Here is a 15,465-nt window from a genome sequence, read left to right as displayed (position 1 = left end):
CGACCACTTCGACCGGGAGGACAGGACCATGGTTCAGGTCGGCTTGCTGCTCAGCGACGTTCCGAAGTCGGTGAGCCCCGCACAGCAGTTCAAGGATGTACTGCGCATCGTCGATGCGGCGCAGGAGAACGGCTTCACCTACATCGCGATCGGTCAGCACTTCCTCTACGGGGAACTGCGGTGGCTGCAGCCCGTCCCGCTGCTCGCCCGCCTCGCCGCGCACGTCGAGCCGAACGTCAAGCTCGTCACCCAGATCATGATCGCGCCGCTGTACCACCCGGTGATGCTGGCCGAGGAGATCGCCACGCTCGACGTGGTCACCGAGGGCCGGCTCATCTTCGGTGCCGGGCTCGGCTACCGGCCCGAGGAATTCGACTACCTCGGCATCCCGTTCAAGCAGCGCGCCGGGCGGTTCGACGAGTCGCTGCAGATCATGAAGAAGCTGTGGACGGAAGAAGAGGTCACCTTCCACGGCAAGTACTTCCAGCTCGAGGGCGTCAAACCACACCTGTTCCCCGTGCAGGATCCGCACCCGCCGATCTGGATCGGTGCGCACGCGATGGGCGGTGTCCGCCGCGCCGGCAAGTACGGTGACGCCTACGCGACGCCCCCGGAGACCCCGAAAGAGGAAGTGCTCGAACGCTTCCGGGTCGTCCGTGATCTCTTCGCCGAACGCGGCAAGGAATTCGGCCCCCAGCCGCTGCGGCGCAACGTGCTGGTCGCCGACACCCGCGAGCAGGCGATGCAGGAATACGCGCGGGTGGCGCAAGGCCGCTACCTCACCTACGCGAACAAGGGCCTCGACGTCATGAAGGGCACCGACCTCGAGAACGAGTTCGCCAAGGCGGTGTCGAGCCACGCCGTCGTCGGTGATCCCGAGCAGGTCGTCGCGCAGCTGACCGACCTGGTGACCACCATGCCCGTCGATCCGCTGCTGATGCGTCCGCAGTGGCCGACGATGGACGCGGACGAGACCATCGCGGCCATCGCCCGGCTCGGCAAGGAAATCGTTCCGTCGATCACAGCGATCCCCGCGAACCGGGAGTTGTCCTGATGCAGACCTACACCGATCTGAAACCGACCTTCACCGATCCGGAGGAGTGGACGCTCGACCACGTGCTGCGCACGTACGCTGCGTCCCAGCCGGATTCGGAGTTCCTCGTCACGCCGGAAGAGAACCGGCGCTTCACCTACGCCGAGATGCTCTCCTCCGCCGAGCGGATCGCGAGCACCTGGTACCGGGCCGGTGCGCAGCAGGGCGACCGCGTCGTCATCATGGCGCAGAATTCGTCCCAGCTCGTGCGCTCCTGGTTCGCCACGGCCGTCGGCGCGCTCGTCGAGGTGCCGATCAACACCAACTACGAGGGTGAGTTCCTCCGTCACCAGGTGGTGACCGTCGAGCCACGGTGGGCGGTCGTCGACGACACCTACGCCGAACGCTTCGTGACGATCGCCGAGCACGCGCGCGGCATCGAGAAGTTCTGGGTGATCGACTCGGGCACCGGAAGCCGGGACCGCGCCGTCGAACTGCTGCGCGCCCACGGATGGGACGCCGAAGCGTGGGAGACGCTGGAATCGGGTGCGGTGCAGGAGCTGCCGCAGGCCCGGCCCCAGGATCTCGGGGCGATCTTCTTCACCTCCGGAACCACCGGCCCGTCCAAGGGCGTGGCCATGCCGAACTCGCAGTTGTACTTCTTCGCGCAGGAGGTGGTGTGCTTCACCCGGCTGACCCGGGAGGACACCTACCTCACCACCACCCCGCTGTTCCACGGCAACGCCCAGTTCATGGCGGTCTATCCCGCACTGGTCGCCGGCGCGCGGGCCGTGGTGCGGCCGAAGTTCAGCGCGAGCCGCTGGATCGACCACGTGCGCGACGACGACGTCACCGTCACCAACTTCGTCGGCGTCATGATGGACTTCGCGTGGAAGCAGCCGCCGCGCGAGAACGACCTGGACAACCGCCTGCGCTGCGTCTACGCGGCGCCCACGGCGTCCTCGATCGTCGACGACTTCAAGAAGCGCTACGGCATCGAGGCGTTCGTCGACGCGTTCGGGCTCACGGAGACCTGCGCACCGATCGTCGCGCCCTACGGGGTGCCCCGGCCGGCCGGCGCGGCGGGACTCGCCGCCTCGGAGTGGTTCGACATCCGCCTGGTCGACCCGGAGACGGACCGCGAGGTCGAGGTCGGCCAGGTCGGTGAGCTGGTCGTGCGTCCGGTGCAGCCGTGGACGTGCAGCATGGGGTACTACAACATGCCCGAGAAGACGCTCGAGGCGTGGCGCAACCTGTGGTTCCACACCGGCGACGCCCTCAAGAAGGACGAGGACGGCTGGTTCTACTTCGTCGACCGCTACAAGGACGCGTTGCGCCGTCGCGGCGAGAACATCAGCTCCTACGAGATCGAGCAGGCGGTCCTCGGCCACCCGGCCGTCGTCGAGTGCGCGGTGATCGGTGTCCCCGCCGACGTCGAAGGCGGTGAGGACGAGGTCCTCGCGACGGTGGTGGGCACCGGTGACGTCGGCCCGGAGGAGATCCTGGCCTGGTGCGACGGCCGGATTCCGGCCTTCGCGATCCCGCGCTACCTTCGATTCGTCGGCGAACTGCCGAAGACGCCGTCGGAGAAGGTCCGCAAGGCGGTCCTGCGCGAGGAGGGCATCACCCCCGACACCTACGACCGCACCGCGGTCTCCGACAGCGACCGCACCGCGGTTCCTGCGGTCTGACGGCCGGGAAAGGCAACCGAGATGGACTACAGCAAGAACGAGACGCACGAGGAGATCCGGCGGGGGATCCGCGATCTGTGCAAGCGGTTCCCCGACGAGTACTGGGCCGAGCACGACGAGTCCCACGAGTTCCCGTGGGAGTTCTACAACGCCATGGCCGAGGGCGGCTGGATGGGCCTGACCGTCCCGGAGGAATACGGCGGCGGCGGCCTCGGCGTCACCGAGGCCGCGATCGTCGAGCGGGAGATCGCCGCGTCCGGCGCCGGCATGGGCGGGTGCAGCGCGGTGCACATCGGCATCTTCGGGTTCGAGCCGATCATCCACCACGGTTCCGAGGAGATGAAGCGCAAGTACCTGCCGCGCGTCGTCACCGGTGAGCTGCACACCTCGTTCGCCGTCACCGAGCCGGACGCCGGCACGGACACCACCAACATCCGCACCTTCGCCAAGAAGGTCGACGGCGGGTGGCTGGTGTCCGGCAAGAAGGTGTGGATCACCAAGGCGCAGGAGGCCGAGCGCATGCTCCTGCTGTGCCGCACCAGCCCCCGCGACGAGAACGCCAAGCGCACCGCCGGCATGACGCTGATGTTCGCGGAGATGGACCGCAGCAAGGTGCAGATCCGGCCGATCCCCAAGATGGGCCGCAACGCCGTCGACACCAACGAACTGTTCATCGACGAGCTGTTCGTCGCCGACGAGGACGTCGTCGGCGAGGTCGGGCACGGCTTCCGCACGATCCTCGGCGGCCTCAACGCCGAGCGGGTCATCTCCGCGAACGCTGCGCTCGGAATCGGTGAGGCGGCGTTGCGCCGCGGCGTCGACTACGCCAAGCAGCGCGAGGTCTTCGGCCGTCCCATCGGTCAGAACCAGGGCATCGCGTTCCAGCTCGCCGAGGCGCGCATCCGGCTCGACGCCGCCGAAGCGGTCCTGGACAAGGCGACGTGGATGGTCGACCAGGGACTGCCGTGCGGCCGCGAGGCGAACGCGGCGAAGTTCCTGTGCGCCGAGGCCGGCTTCTACGCCGCGGACGTGGCCCTGCAGACCCACGGTGGCTTCGGGTACGGCAAGGAGTTCCACGTCGAGCGGTACTTCCGGGAGGCCCGCCTCATGCGGATCGCGCCGATCAGCCAGGAGATGGTCCTCAACTACACGGCCGAGCACGTGCTGGGCCTGCCGCGAAGCTACTAGGAGGGCGACGTGCAGCCGTATCGTTCGATCCTGTTCGTCCCGGGGCACCGCCCGAAGTGGGTGGACAAGGCGATCGCCGCCGGCGCCGACTGCGTGGTGCTCGACCTCGAGGACTCGGTGCCCGCCGCGGAGAAGGCGGCGGCCCGCGCGACCGTCGCCGAATCCATAGCCCGCGTGCGTGAAACGAACCGGGAAGTCGGGTTGTTCGTGCGGGTCAACCCGCTCGCCACCCGGCTGACCGGCGCCGATCTCGAGGCGGTCGTGGTGCCCGGACTGACCGGAATCTTCGCCCCCAAGATCGAGCAGGCCACCGACGTCCTGCGCTACGACGCCCTGCTCGACCACTTCGAGCTGCGAAACGGCGTCGACGGGCTCGAGTACATCGTCCCGGTCGAGACGGTGCGCGCCATCCACAACTGCCTCGAGGTCGCCACCGCGTCGCCGCGCGTCGGGGCGATGATCGGACCGTCCGCCGAGCACGCCGACATCGCCCGCGAGGTCGGCTACGAGTGGACCCCGGAGGGGCAGGAGACGCTTTACCTGCGCAGCCGGGTGCTGCTGGCCTGCCGGGAGGCCGGCATCCACGCCCTGACCGGCCTGTGGGAGGATCTCGAGAACCTGGACGGGCTGCGCGAGTTCGCGGTGCGCGGCCGCCGGCTCGGGTTCCGCGGGATGATCGCCATCCACCCCTCCCACGTGGCCACCGTCAACGACGTGTTCAGCCCGTCGGAGCAGGATCTGGAGTTCTACCGCGGACTCGCCGAGGCCTACGAGAAGGCAGAGGCGGAGGGCGTCGGCGCGCTGCGGTACCGCGGCCTGCACATCGACAAGGCCCACTACGACAAGGCAATTCAATGGCTCGACCGAGCCGAGGCGATCCTACGGAGAGGTGAACGGTGATGCGCGGTCTGTACTTCGAGGAGTTCGAGGTCGGGAAGCACTACAAGCACTCGATGACCCGCACCGTCACCGAGATGGACAACGTGATGTTCACCTCGCTGACGATGAACATCCAGCCGCTGCACCTCGACGAGGAGTTCTGCAAGACGACGATCCACAAGCAGCGGGTGGTGAACAGCCTGTTCACCGTCGCGCTCATCGGCGCGTTCCACGTTCCCGAGCTGACCATGGGGACCACCCTCGGGAACCTCGGCTACGACAAGGTCAAGTTCCCGAATCCGGTCTTCCACGGCGACACCCTGCGCGCCGAGACCACCATCCTGAAGAAGCGTGAATCCGAGAGCCGCACCGACAGCGGCATCGTGTGGTTCGAACACCGCGGCTTCAACCAGCGCGACGAACTCGTCTGCCTGCTCGAGCGCGTCGGCCTGATGGCCAAGCGCCCCACCACCGAGGAAGGTGCCTGAGATGACTGCAGCGCCCGAAACCGAATTCCCCTTGAAGGACTGGGTTCCCGAGACCCGGACCCTGCTGATCGGCGACCGGGAGGTCGAGCCCGCCGGTGAGACGTGGGACGTCTACAACCCGGCCACCGAGGAGGTCATCGCCACCGTCGGCGGCGCCTCCACCGACCAGGTCGACGACGCCGTCGCCGCCGCCCGCGCCGCCTTCCCGGCGTGGTCGGCCCTGAGCGGCGAGGAGCGCTCCCGCCACATCCACCGCTTCGCCGACGTGCTCGAGAAGGCCGCCGACCGGCTGCTGCCCTCGATCGTCAACGAGGTCGGCACGCCGGTCTCGCTCGCCGAGTACCTGCAGGTCAAGATGGCCGTCGACGAGCACCTGCGGTGGGCGGCCGAGGCGGCGAAGACCGACCGCACCGTCCATCTCGGCGAGTACGACAAGCCGGTGCCGACGATGAGCGACGTCGTGTACGAGCCGGTGGGTGTCGTCGCCGCGATCACCGGCTACAACTACCCGCTGAACCTGGCCATCTTCAAGTTCGGCGCAGCGCTCGCCGCCGGCTGCACCGTGGTGCTGCTGCCGTCCCCGCGCACCCCGCTGACCACCCTGTTCCTGGGCGATCTCATCCGCGAGGCCGGCCTGCCGCCGGGCGTGATGAACGTCGTCATCGGCGGCGCCGACGTCGGACAGCGGCTGTCCTCGCATCCCGGCGTGGACCGGGTGTCCTTCACCGGTTCCGACGGGGTGGGCGCCAAGATCATGGAGCAGGCCGCGGCGAACCTGGCCGGGGTGACCCTCGAGCTCGGCGGCAAGTCGCCGAACATCGTGCTGCCCGGTGTCGACGTGCAGAAGATCGCCGTCGAGATGCACCTGCGCTGGTCCCGCAACGGCGGGCAGGGCTGCGCCGCCCTCGCCCGGCTGCTGGTGCACGACTCGGTCTACGACGAGTTCCTCGAGGCCGGTGCGTCGGCATTCGACCAGATGGTCGTCGGCGACCCCTGGGACCGTGCGACGAACATCGGCCCGATGATCCGGCCCGACCACCAGAACCGCGTGCAGGGCTTCATCGACGGCGCGGCGGCCGAGGGCGGCAAGAAGCTGCTCGAGGTGACCAAGCCGCTGCCGGAGAAGGGCTGGTTCGTCAATCCGGTTCTGCTCGGCAACCTTCCGCACAACGCGCGTGCGGTGCAGGAGGAGATCTTCGGCCCCGTCGCGGTGATCCTGCCGTTCAAGGACACCGAGGAGGCCATCCGCCTCGCCAACGACACCCCCTTCGGTCTCGCCGCGAACGTCTGGTGCGACGACCCGGTCGAGGCGCGCCGCGTGGCCGAGAAGATCCGGGCCGGAACGGTGTGGATCAACGGCGGTGGCGCCATGCGCCCGGACGCCCCGTTCGGCGGCTACGGACGCTCGGGCGTCGGCCGTGAACTCGGCGAGTGGGGGATGCGCGAGTACCTCGAGGTCAAGCACATCCAGTGGCGGATCTGATTCGCCGGCAGGGCATTCGGCAGTATCGCATTCGGCCGGGCCGAATCGGACGACAAGGCTAGGAGAGACGACGATGAACGCATCCGCTGCGGGCCCGCTCGCGGGCGTCAAGGTGCTCGAACTCGGCACCATGTATGCCGCCCCCACCGCGGGGCGCATGCTCCGCGACTTCGGTGCCGAGGTGGTCAAGGTCGAGGATCCGACGACCGGCGACTTCGCACGCCAGTGGGTTCCGCAGAAGGAGGGGCTGTCGCTGGGCTTCTCCCGGCTCAACGCCGGCAAGAAGTCCCTCGGCATCGACCTGCGTTCGCCGGAAGGCCGCGACCTGGTGCGCCGGCTCGCGGCCGAGGTCGACGTCGTCGTCGAGTCGTTCCGTCCCGGCCGGCTCGAGGAGTGGGGCCTGGGCTACGACGTGCTGAGCGCGGACAATCCGGGGCTGGTGCTGGCCCGGGTGTCCGGGTTCGGGCAGACCGGGCCCAACCGGAGCCTGCCGGGCTTCGGCACCGTCGCCGAGACGGCCAGCGGGTTCGCCCACGTCAACGGCTGGCCGGACTCGCCGCCGACCTCCCCGCCGTTCGGGTTCGCCGATTCCATCGCCGGCCTGTCCGCCGCGATGGGCGTGGCGATGTCGCTGTACAAGCGGGAACGCACCGGGCAGGGCGACGTCGTGGACGTCGCGCTGTACGAGCCGCTGATGTTCATCATCGGCGACATGTTCCTGCGCTACACCGCGCTCGGGGAGATCCAGCAGCGCATCGGCAACGCCACCGGTGCGGCGTCGCCACGCGGCATCTACGAGGCCCAGGACGGGCGCTTCCTGTCCATCGCGGCGTCCAACCAGGGCATCGCCAAGCGCCTGTTCGCCGCGATGGGACGGCCCGAGATCATCGAGGATCCCCGCTACGCCACCAACGCCGCACGTCTCGAGCACAACGACGAGGTGCAGGCGATGGTGAAGGAATGGGTCGGCTCGATGCCGCGGGCGAGCGTGCTCGAGACCCTGGAGAAGTTCGAGGTCGTCAGCGCGCCGGTGAACGATGCCGCGGACGTCGTCGCCGACCCGCACTTCCAGGAACGCACCCTCGTCGAGATCACGGGCAACGAGATCATGAAGGGCGTGCTGATGCCGGGACCGGTGCTGCACCTCGGCAGCTACGACGGCCCCGACTACGACGGGGTGCCCACCATCGGTGAGCACACCGCCGAGGTGCTCTCGGACCGGCTCGGGCTCACCGGGGACCAGCTCGCGGCGCTCGCCGAGGCGGGGGTGATCGGCCGGCCCTGAGAGCCGCCGTCCCGGTTCGACATCGATGCGGTGAACCGGAATCCGCTCACGACACGACGTGCGCGGATTCCGGTCACACGCGCGCTCCGGATTCGCCGACGCACGCAACGAGACGAGGTAGCAATGCATCTGAGTATCGGTTCGGGGTCGGCCTACGCCAACGACCGCCTCGAGACGGCGGCTGCCATGGCCGACAGCGGCCGGGTGCAGTACATGGGTTTCGACTGCCTGGCCGAACGCACGATGGCCCTGGCCCAGATCCGCCGCCTGCGCGATCCGTCGACCGGGCAGGACGAGCGCATCTCCGCCCTGGTGCCGATCCTGCGCCGCTTCCTCGAATCGGGAGGCCGCGTCGTCGGCAACTTCGGTGCCGCCAATCCCGACGCCGCCGCAGCCGAATTCGCGGCGAACCTCCGCGCCCTGGGGCTCGGAGGGACCCGGATCGGCATCATCCGCGGCGACGACGTGCGGGCGGCCGTCACGGAAGCCGACGTCGCGCTCCCCGAACTCGACACCACCACCCGGGCCGTCGCCGACCGGATCGTCTCCGCCAACGCCTACATCGGGGCCGACCCCGTCGTCGACTGCCTGCAGCAGGACGCCCAGATCGTGCTCGGCGGCCGGATCGCCGACCCCTCCCTGTTCGTGGGGCCGATCTGCCACGAGCTCGGATGGGCGCTCGACGACTGGGACCGCGTCGGCACCGCGACCCTCGCCGGGCACCTGCTCGAGTGCGGCGTCCACAGCACCGGCGGCAACTTCGAGGACCCGCCCTACCGGGTCGTCCCCGATCCCCACAACCTGAGCTTCCCCCTCGCCGAGATCGACGACGACGAGCTGATCGTCACCAAGCTCGACGGCACCGGCGGGGCCGTCGACCTGCGCACCACGCGCACCCAGCTCTACTACGAGATCCACGATCCCACGCGCTATCTCACGCCCGACGTGACCGCCGATTTCAGCGACGTCCGGATCGAACAGGCCGGACCCGACCGGGTGCGCCTGTCCGGCGCCCGCGGCTCCGCCCGCCCCGACACCCTCAAGGTGCTCGTCGGCGTCGACCTCGGCTACAAGGCCGTCGCCGAGATCTCCTACGGCGGCCCGGGCTGCGTCGACCGCGCCCGTCGCGCCGAGGAGATCGTGCGCCGGCGCCTCGAACCGATCCGGGCGCAGATCGACGAGCTGCGGATCGAACTGCACGGCGTGAACACCCTCTTCGGTGATCGCATCGCCGGCGGCGAGCCGGCCGAGGTCCGGCTGCGGCTCGCGGCACGTGCGCTCGATCCCGACGTCGCCAAGGCCGCCGCGTACGAGGTCGAATACCTGTACTTCGGTCCCGCGGGCGGAGGCGGGGTGGTGACCTCGGTCGTCCCGGCCATCGTCGTGACCCCCGCGCTGCTGCCCCGCAGCGATGTCCCCCTGTCCGTGGAGGTGACCACCGCATGAAACTTCGTGACGTCGCGTACAGCCGCTCCGGCGACAAGGGCGACACCAGCAACATCTGTGTGTTCCCGCACGACGACGCCGACTACGAGTGGCTCCGGTCGGTGCTCACCGAGGACGTCGTCGCGAAAGCCTTCGGTGATCTCGTCCAGGGTGAGGTGATCCGCTACGAGATTCCGGTGAACTGCTGCCTGAACTTCGTCCTCACCCGCGCGCTCGCGGGTGGTGTCTCCAGGTCCCTTCGGGTGGATCCGCACGGAAAGTCCTACCAGTCCCTGATTCTCGACATCGATGTACCCGGACGCGAGGAGAAGCGATGATCGACGATCTGTTCGCCCGCGCGTCCCAGGGTCCGTCCGTGCATGTCGGTGGCGGATGGGAGAGCGGGCGGGGTGCGGCGTTCGAATCGATCGATCCCGCCACCGAGGAGGCGCTGGCCCGGTGGCGGGGCGCCGACCGGGCACAGGCCGACAGCGCGATCACGGCCGCCCGGCGCAGCTTCGATGCCGGGGAATGGCGGGCCGCCTCCCCCGAGCAGCGCGCCGGTGTCCTGCGGCGGCTGGCGGATCTGATCGACGAGCACGCCGATCAGCTCACCGAGCTGGTCGTGCGGGAGGTCGGATCGCCCGTCGGTCTGGCCCGCACCCTGCAGGTGGCGCAGCCGGCGATCAACTTCCGGTGGTTCGCCGACGCGGCGCTGCGCGGTCCCCGCGGCGGTTACCAGGAGCGGCTGCCCGGCATCCGCGGTGCCGTCTCGTCCGAGAGCCTGCTGCTGCGCGAACCGATCGGGGTGGTGTCGGCGATCGTCCCGTACAACTACCCGCTGAACATGATCTCGTGGAAGGTGGCACCCGCGCTCGCCGCCGGCTGCAGCGTCGTGCTGCTGCCCTCGCCGCGGGGCACACTGTCCGCGCTGGCCTTCGTGCATCTCGCCGCCGAGGCCGGGCTGCCGCCGGGTGTGCTGAATCTGGTGCCGGGCGGAGCGGACGTGGGTGAAGTGCTCACCACGCACCCCGGCGTCGACATGGTGAGCTTCACCGGATCCTCCGCCGTCGGCGCGACCGTGATGGCGCAGGCCGCGGCCACCCACAAGAAGGTCGTCCTCGAGCTCGGTGGCAAGTCCCCCAACATCCTGCTCCCGTCGGCGGACCTGGCCACCGTCGTGGGGCCGTCGATCCTGCGGTTCTGCCGCAACGCGGGCCAGGGCTGCGGTGCCACCACGCGCATTCTCGTGCCACACGATCGGATCGACGAATTCCTGGATCAGGCCGCCGGATTCATCGAGGAACGGGTGCCGACCGGCGACCCGTCCGACGAGCGCACCGAGGTGGGTCCGCTGATCTCCGCCGAGCACCTCGCCCGCGTGCTGGGCTGCCTCGACCGCACCGTCGCCGCCGGGGGCCGCATCGCGGTCAGTGGCGAGCGGCCGGTGGGCAAGGGCTGGTTCCTGCCACCCACCCTGGTGACGGGCGTGGACAATTCGGCCGAGATCTCCCGGGAGGAACTGTTCGCCCCCGTCGCGGTGGTCCTGCCGTATCGGGATGTCGACGAGGCGGTGGCCATCGCCAACGACTCGCCGTACGGGCTCAACGCGAGCGTCTTCGGTGACCACGCGGAGGCGGTGGCCGTGGCTCGACGCCTCGACACCGGCACCGTCGCGATCAACGGCGGTGGCCCGATGCGGGCCGACGTGCCGTGGGGCGGATCGAAACGCAGTGGCACCGGCGTCGAGATGGGCGAGGACGGATTCCTCGAGTTCTTCCGCGTCAAGCACCTGAACTGGCAGGTGCCGGCATGACACCCGAAACACCGACGACCCCGCGGGCTCCCGCATACCCGATCCTCGACGGCCTGCCGACCGGCAGCGCAACGGGCGCGTACACCGGCGACCGCACGGTGCCGTGGTTGCTCGACCGGTGGCGCACCGACCGGCCGGACAAGACCTTCCTCGTCTGGGAGCCGCATACCGGCGCCGGGGCACAGCGCTGGACCTACGCGGAATTCGGCGCCGCGGTCGATCGGCTCGCGGCCGGACTGCAGGCGCGCGGCATCGCACCCGGCGACCGCGTGGTGTTGCTGATGGACAACTGCCCCGACTTCCTCGTCGGATGGGCAGCGATCGTGTCGGCCGGGGCGGTGGCGGTGTGCCTCAACACCCGCAGCAGCGTCGACGAACTCGCCTACTACGACCGGCACTGTGCCCCCCGCGCCGCGCTGGCCGGAACCGGTCTGGCGGAGACCGCTCGGGACGCCATGCCCGGGCTCGAGTGGATCGCCGCGTCCCGCGGCACCGACAGTCTCGCCGTCCCGTCCGCGGTGTGCCCGGCGCCGACCGGGACGACCTGTGCTCTGGGCGAGCTCTGCGGAGCCGGGGCGGCGCCGGCACCGGTGTCCATCGATCCGCTCGCACCCGCGAGCATCCAGTACACCTCCGGGACGACGGCGCGACCGAAGGCCGTGGTCTGGACGCACGCCAACTGCCTGTGGGCCGCACAGGTCAATTCCGCCCACGCCGGTCTGCGCGGGACCGACGTCGGGCTGATCACCCTGCCGCTGTTCCACACCAACGCCCTGGGGTACTCCTTCCTGGGACTGCTGTGGGCCGGCGCCACCGCGGTGCTGACGCCGAAGTTCTCCGCGTCCCGTTTCTGGGACGTCTCGCTCCGGCACGGGTGCACGTGGGTGTCGGTGGTGTCGTTCATGCTCCGCGCCCTGGCCGGCACACCGGTTCCGCCCGACCACACCTACCGGCACTGGTCGGGCAGCGCGGCCCAGCGGTCGGTGACCGGCGGAATCCGCACGACGGGCTGGTTCGGCATGACGGAAACCGTCTCGCACCCCGTCGTCAGCGAACTGGCCCATCCCGACCCCGACGGGACGATGGGACGTGCGGCGCCCGAATACGCCGTCGCCGTCGTCGGCGCCGACGGTCGTCCCGTGGAACCGGGCATGGTGGGGGAGCTGTGGGTGCGGGGTACACCGGGGGTGTCCCTGTTCGCGGGCTATCTCCACGACGACGACGCCACCCGCGCGGCCTTCACCGCCGACGGGTGGTTCCGCACCGGCGACCGGGTGCGCCAGGACCGGTCCGGACAGTACTGGTTCGTCGAGCGGTCCAAGGACATGCTCAAGGTCGGTGGGGAGAACGTCGCTGCCGCCGAGGTCGAACGCGTGGTCGCCACCGTGCCGGGGGTCCGGGAGGTCGCCGTCGTGGCGAAACCGGACCGCATGCTCGGCGACGTCCCGGTCGCGTTCGTGATCGCGGACGGTGCCGCGCCCGGCGACCTGCCCGCCGAGATCGACCGGGTGTGTGCCGAACTGCTGTCCGACTTCAAACGGCCCCGTCAGATCCATCTGGTGCCGGAGTTCCCGCGCGCCACCTTGAACAAGGTCGCCAAGGCGAAGCTGCGGAACTGGCTTCTCGAGCCGCCTGCGGAAGCGAGGAAGACATGGACCTGGGTGTGATCCTCGGCGACGTGCACACCACGCTGTCGCCGCGCGAACATCTCGACGGACTCCTGCGACAGGTCGAGGCGGCGCAACGCAACGGTGTGCGCTACATCGTGATGGGCCACCACTACATCTACGGCAACCTGCGCTGGCTGCAGCCGATCCCCACGCTCGCCCGGATCGCGGCCGAACTGGACCCCGGCGTGAAGATCGGCACGATGGTGGTGCAGGTGCCGCTGTTCCATCCGGTCGCACTCGCCGAGGAACTCGCCACCCTCGACATCCTCACCCGCGGCAATCTCATCGTCGGCGCCGGCGCGGGGTACCGCCGTGAGGAGTTCACCGCCTTCGGTGTCGACTTCGACCAGCGGTTCGCCATGATGGACGAGGCGCTGCAGATCGTGCGGATGATGTGGACGCAGGACGAGGTCGACTTCCACGGCAAGTTCTGGCGGCTCGACGGCGTGAAGACCCACATCCGCCCCTGGCAGGACCCGCATCCGCCGATCTGGATCGGCGCGTTGAGGGATTCGGGTGTCCGGCGGTCCGCACGGCTCGGGGACGCGTGGCCGGTGACACCGGAGACGCAGACCGAGGACATGCATCGCATGTTCGGCGTGTACGCGGCGGCCCGGCGCAGACACGGGCGGCCCCCGGTCGCGCGGCATCCGCTGCGCCGCGAGATCGTTCCCGGCGCCACCACCGAAGAAGCGTTCCGGCGCTTCGAATTCATGGCACGGGACCGTCTCCTGGCCTACGCCCAGCGAGAACTGGCCACGCGCGATGCCGGCGCTCTCACCGACAGGTTCCGGCAGGTCGCCGCGAAGGAGGCGATCATCGGCACCGCCGACGACTGTCTCGACCAGTTGCGCACGCTCGCGGCGCAGGTGCCCGTCGATCCGGTGATCGTCCGGGCCCAGTGGCCGGACATGACGGCCGACGACGTCGTCGCGTACCTCGACGATCTCGGCCGGGACATCGTTCCGGGTATGCGCGAGATCGTGCCGGTCGATGCCCGTGCCGTGATGGAACACTCGGCGGTCCCGCACCCCGGCCCGACAGGAGAAGCACGATGACGGACGACGATCGCGGCCTCGAACCACGTTGTCCGGTACTCGACTTCGACCACAACTCGGCGTCGCACGCCGAGGACACGGTCGCCTCCTACCGGCGGTTGCGGGAAGCGGGACCGGTGATCCGGTCCACCCGGCACGGGGGCTTCTGGGTACTCACCGACTACGAGGGCGTCTTCGAGGCCGCCCGCGAGGATCAGGTCTTCTCGTCCGCGCGGTGCCCCTACGGGGGCGAGGGCCTGGCCACCGTCATCCCCAAGACGCCGGTGAACCACCACATCCCGGTCGAACTCGACCCTCCGGAACATCGGAAGTACCGCAAGCTGATCAACCCTCTCACCGCCCCGGCGGCGGTCGAGCACCTGCGGCCGGTGATCGAGAAGTACACGACGCGGTTCCTCGACGAGGTGATCGAGGACGGCGAGTGCGACTTCGCAACCGTCATCGGTGTGCCTGCGGTGGTGACGATCGACTGGCTCGGTCTGCCTCCCGAGGACTGGGAACGGTACGCGCACGCGCATCACGCCGCGCTGTCGGACCGACCGGGAACACCGGAGTTCGAGCACGCGATCGCCGTCGAGTTTCCTTGGATGGAAGCACAATTGCGTGCCGCGATCGCCGAGCGGCGCACCTCTCCGCGGGAGGACGTGCTCAGTCGTCTCGTGGGCTCGGAGGTGGACGGCCGGCCGGTCACGGACGACGAGGTGTTCGCCATCGCCGAGCTGCTCGTCTCCGGCGGCGTGGGCACCACCGCTTCCCTCGTCAGCCAGACGCTCATGTACCTCGACCGCCACCACGACCTGCGCCGCACTCTGGCCGCGCATCCGGAGAAGCTACCGCGCGCGATCGAGGAGTTCCTTCGGGTCTTCTCGCCCACGCAGGCGCTGGCCCGCACCGTCACCCGGGACGTGGAGTTCCGCGGGCACGACTTCCGCACGGGCGACCGCGTGCTCCTCGGCTGGGCGTCGGCGAACCGCGACCCGAAGGCGTTCGAGGACCCGGACACCGTGGACATCGAGCGGTGGCCGAACCGGCACACGGCGTTCGGGATGGGTGTGCACCGATGCGCGGGGGCGCACATCGCCCGCGCCCTGTCGCTCGAGCTGCTCGGCCAGATCCTGGTCCGCATGCCGGATTACGAGATCCTGCACGACGAGGTGGTGCCGTTCCCGCATCAGGCGGTCAATCCGGGATGGAAGCGCATCCCCGCGCGTTTCACCCCGGGCCGGCGCCGCGAGGCCCGCGCTGCGGACGATCTGCGAAATCGCAACTGAGGGAACGCCGCTCGCCCGTCGGCCGGAGTGGCCGCTCCGGCCGGCAAACTTTCCGGGTTCTGCCGTTGACGCCCCGGGGTGCGGTGTGAGCATAATCATATTCACAGATTTCCAGATTTCTTCCGCTGCTGTCTTCGCGCAGTCCCGGCGCAGTGCGCCACCGGTGATCGCCGCCGGT

At 69.5% G+C, this 15,465-nt stretch carries 13 protein-coding genes; all 13 read left to right on the top strand.

Annotation, left to right across the window (positions count from 1 at the left end; genetic code table 11):
• Window positions 1-28 precede the first annotated feature (28 nt).
• The 13 genes from QYS60_RS05635 to QYS60_RS05575 all read left to right on the top strand — a co-directional run bounded on the left by QYS60_RS05635 (window position 29) and on the right by QYS60_RS05575 (window position 15,287).
• A complete protein-coding gene (locus QYS60_RS05635) occupies window positions 29-1,054 on the top strand; it encodes an LLM class flavin-dependent oxidoreductase (RefSeq protein WP_003938470.1) in 1,026 nt (341 codons plus the stop codon).
• Window positions 1,054-2,724: an AMP-binding protein gene (locus QYS60_RS05630; protein ID WP_289379524.1), complete on the top strand. Its 1,671-nt coding sequence runs from the start codon at window positions 1,054-1,056 to the stop codon at window positions 2,722-2,724. Before QYS60_RS05635 ends, QYS60_RS05630 begins: the two co-directional genes overlap by 1 nt.
• Window positions 2,725-2,745: 21 nt before the next feature.
• A complete protein-coding gene (locus QYS60_RS05625) occupies window positions 2,746-3,912 on the top strand; it encodes an acyl-CoA dehydrogenase family protein (RefSeq protein WP_003938468.1) in 1,167 nt (388 codons plus the stop codon).
• A gap of 9 nt (window positions 3,913-3,921) precedes the next feature.
• A complete protein-coding gene (locus tag QYS60_RS05620; RefSeq protein ID WP_289379525.1) occupies window positions 3,922-4,812 on the top strand; it encodes a CoA ester lyase in 891 nt (296 codons plus the stop codon).
• Entirely contained in the window at window positions 4,812-5,279 is a 468-nt protein-coding gene (locus QYS60_RS05615; protein WP_003938466.1) for a MaoC family dehydratase, read from the top strand. The genes QYS60_RS05620 and QYS60_RS05615 overlap by 1 nt, the downstream gene beginning before the upstream one ends.
• 1 nt (window position 5,280) lies before the next feature.
• Window positions 5,281-6,762: an aldehyde dehydrogenase family protein gene (locus QYS60_RS05610; RefSeq protein ID WP_054374249.1), complete on the top strand. Its 1,482-nt coding sequence runs from the start codon at window positions 5,281-5,283 to the stop codon at window positions 6,760-6,762.
• Between the two features lie 73 nt (window positions 6,763-6,835).
• A complete protein-coding gene (locus tag QYS60_RS05605; RefSeq protein WP_054374250.1) occupies window positions 6,836-8,047 on the top strand; it encodes a CaiB/BaiF CoA-transferase family protein in 1,212 nt (403 codons plus the stop codon).
• Window positions 8,048-8,170: 123 nt separating this feature from the next.
• Window positions 8,171-9,493: an acyclic terpene utilization AtuA family protein gene (locus tag QYS60_RS05600; RefSeq protein WP_040271084.1), complete on the top strand. Its 1,323-nt coding sequence runs from the start codon at window positions 8,171-8,173 to the stop codon at window positions 9,491-9,493.
• Entirely contained in the window at window positions 9,490-9,810 is a 321-nt protein-coding gene (locus QYS60_RS05595; protein WP_289379526.1) for a hypothetical protein, read from the top strand. Before QYS60_RS05600 ends, QYS60_RS05595 begins: the two co-directional genes overlap by 4 nt.
• Complete coding sequence (locus QYS60_RS05590) at window positions 9,807-11,288, top strand: aldehyde dehydrogenase family protein (protein WP_371382629.1); 1,482 nt, start codon at window positions 9,807-9,809, stop codon at window positions 11,286-11,288. The genes QYS60_RS05595 and QYS60_RS05590 overlap by 4 nt, the downstream gene beginning before the upstream one ends.
• Window positions 11,285-12,955, top strand: coding sequence for an AMP-binding protein (locus QYS60_RS05585; protein WP_371382628.1), 1,671 nt, complete (start codon window positions 11,285-11,287; stop codon window positions 12,953-12,955). The genes QYS60_RS05590 and QYS60_RS05585 overlap by 4 nt, the downstream gene beginning before the upstream one ends.
• Window positions 12,940-14,016: an LLM class flavin-dependent oxidoreductase gene (locus tag QYS60_RS05580; protein WP_371382627.1), complete on the top strand. Its 1,077-nt coding sequence runs from the start codon at window positions 12,940-12,942 to the stop codon at window positions 14,014-14,016. Before QYS60_RS05585 ends, QYS60_RS05580 begins: the two co-directional genes overlap by 16 nt.
• On the top strand, window positions 14,013-15,287 hold the full coding sequence (locus QYS60_RS05575) for a cytochrome P450 (protein WP_371382626.1): 1,275 nt from the start codon (window positions 14,013-14,015) through the stop codon (window positions 15,285-15,287). The genes QYS60_RS05580 and QYS60_RS05575 overlap by 4 nt, the downstream gene beginning before the upstream one ends.
• The last annotated feature ends 178 nt before the right edge of the window (window positions 15,288-15,465 follow it).

Source organism: Rhodococcus sp. GXMU-t2271, assembly GCF_041414735.1.
In the GTDB taxonomy this organism is placed as follows: Bacteria; Actinomycetota; Actinomycetes; order Mycobacteriales; family Mycobacteriaceae; genus Rhodococcus; species Rhodococcus indonesiensis.
The sequence above is the reverse complement of the archived record's forward strand: the minus strand, read 5'-3'. Positions and strand labels throughout refer to the sequence as shown.

Coding starts and splice junctions, on each gene's coding strand:
- QYS60_RS05635 (WP_003938470.1), top strand. CDS start 29: ATGGTTCAGGTCGGCTTGCTGCTCAGCGACGTTCCGAAGTCGGTGAGC.
- QYS60_RS05630 (WP_289379524.1), top strand. CDS start 1,054: ATGCAGACCTACACCGATCTGAAACCGACCTTCACCGATCCGGAGGAG.
- QYS60_RS05625 (WP_003938468.1), top strand. CDS start 2,746: ATGGACTACAGCAAGAACGAGACGCACGAGGAGATCCGGCGGGGGATC.
- QYS60_RS05615 (WP_003938466.1), top strand. CDS start 4,812: ATGCGCGGTCTGTACTTCGAGGAGTTCGAGGTCGGGAAGCACTACAAG.
- QYS60_RS05610 (WP_054374249.1), top strand. CDS start 5,281: ATGACTGCAGCGCCCGAAACCGAATTCCCCTTGAAGGACTGGGTTCCC.
- QYS60_RS05605 (WP_054374250.1), top strand. CDS start 6,836: ATGAACGCATCCGCTGCGGGCCCGCTCGCGGGCGTCAAGGTGCTCGAA.
- QYS60_RS05600 (WP_040271084.1), top strand. CDS start 8,171: ATGCATCTGAGTATCGGTTCGGGGTCGGCCTACGCCAACGACCGCCTC.
- QYS60_RS05595 (WP_289379526.1), top strand. CDS start 9,490: ATGAAACTTCGTGACGTCGCGTACAGCCGCTCCGGCGACAAGGGCGAC.
- QYS60_RS05590 (WP_371382629.1), top strand. CDS start 9,807: ATGATCGACGATCTGTTCGCCCGCGCGTCCCAGGGTCCGTCCGTGCAT.
- QYS60_RS05585 (WP_371382628.1), top strand. CDS start 11,285: ATGACACCCGAAACACCGACGACCCCGCGGGCTCCCGCATACCCGATC.
- QYS60_RS05580 (WP_371382627.1), top strand. CDS start 12,940: ATGGACCTGGGTGTGATCCTCGGCGACGTGCACACCACGCTGTCGCCG.
- QYS60_RS05575 (WP_371382626.1), top strand. CDS start 14,013: ATGACGGACGACGATCGCGGCCTCGAACCACGTTGTCCGGTACTCGAC.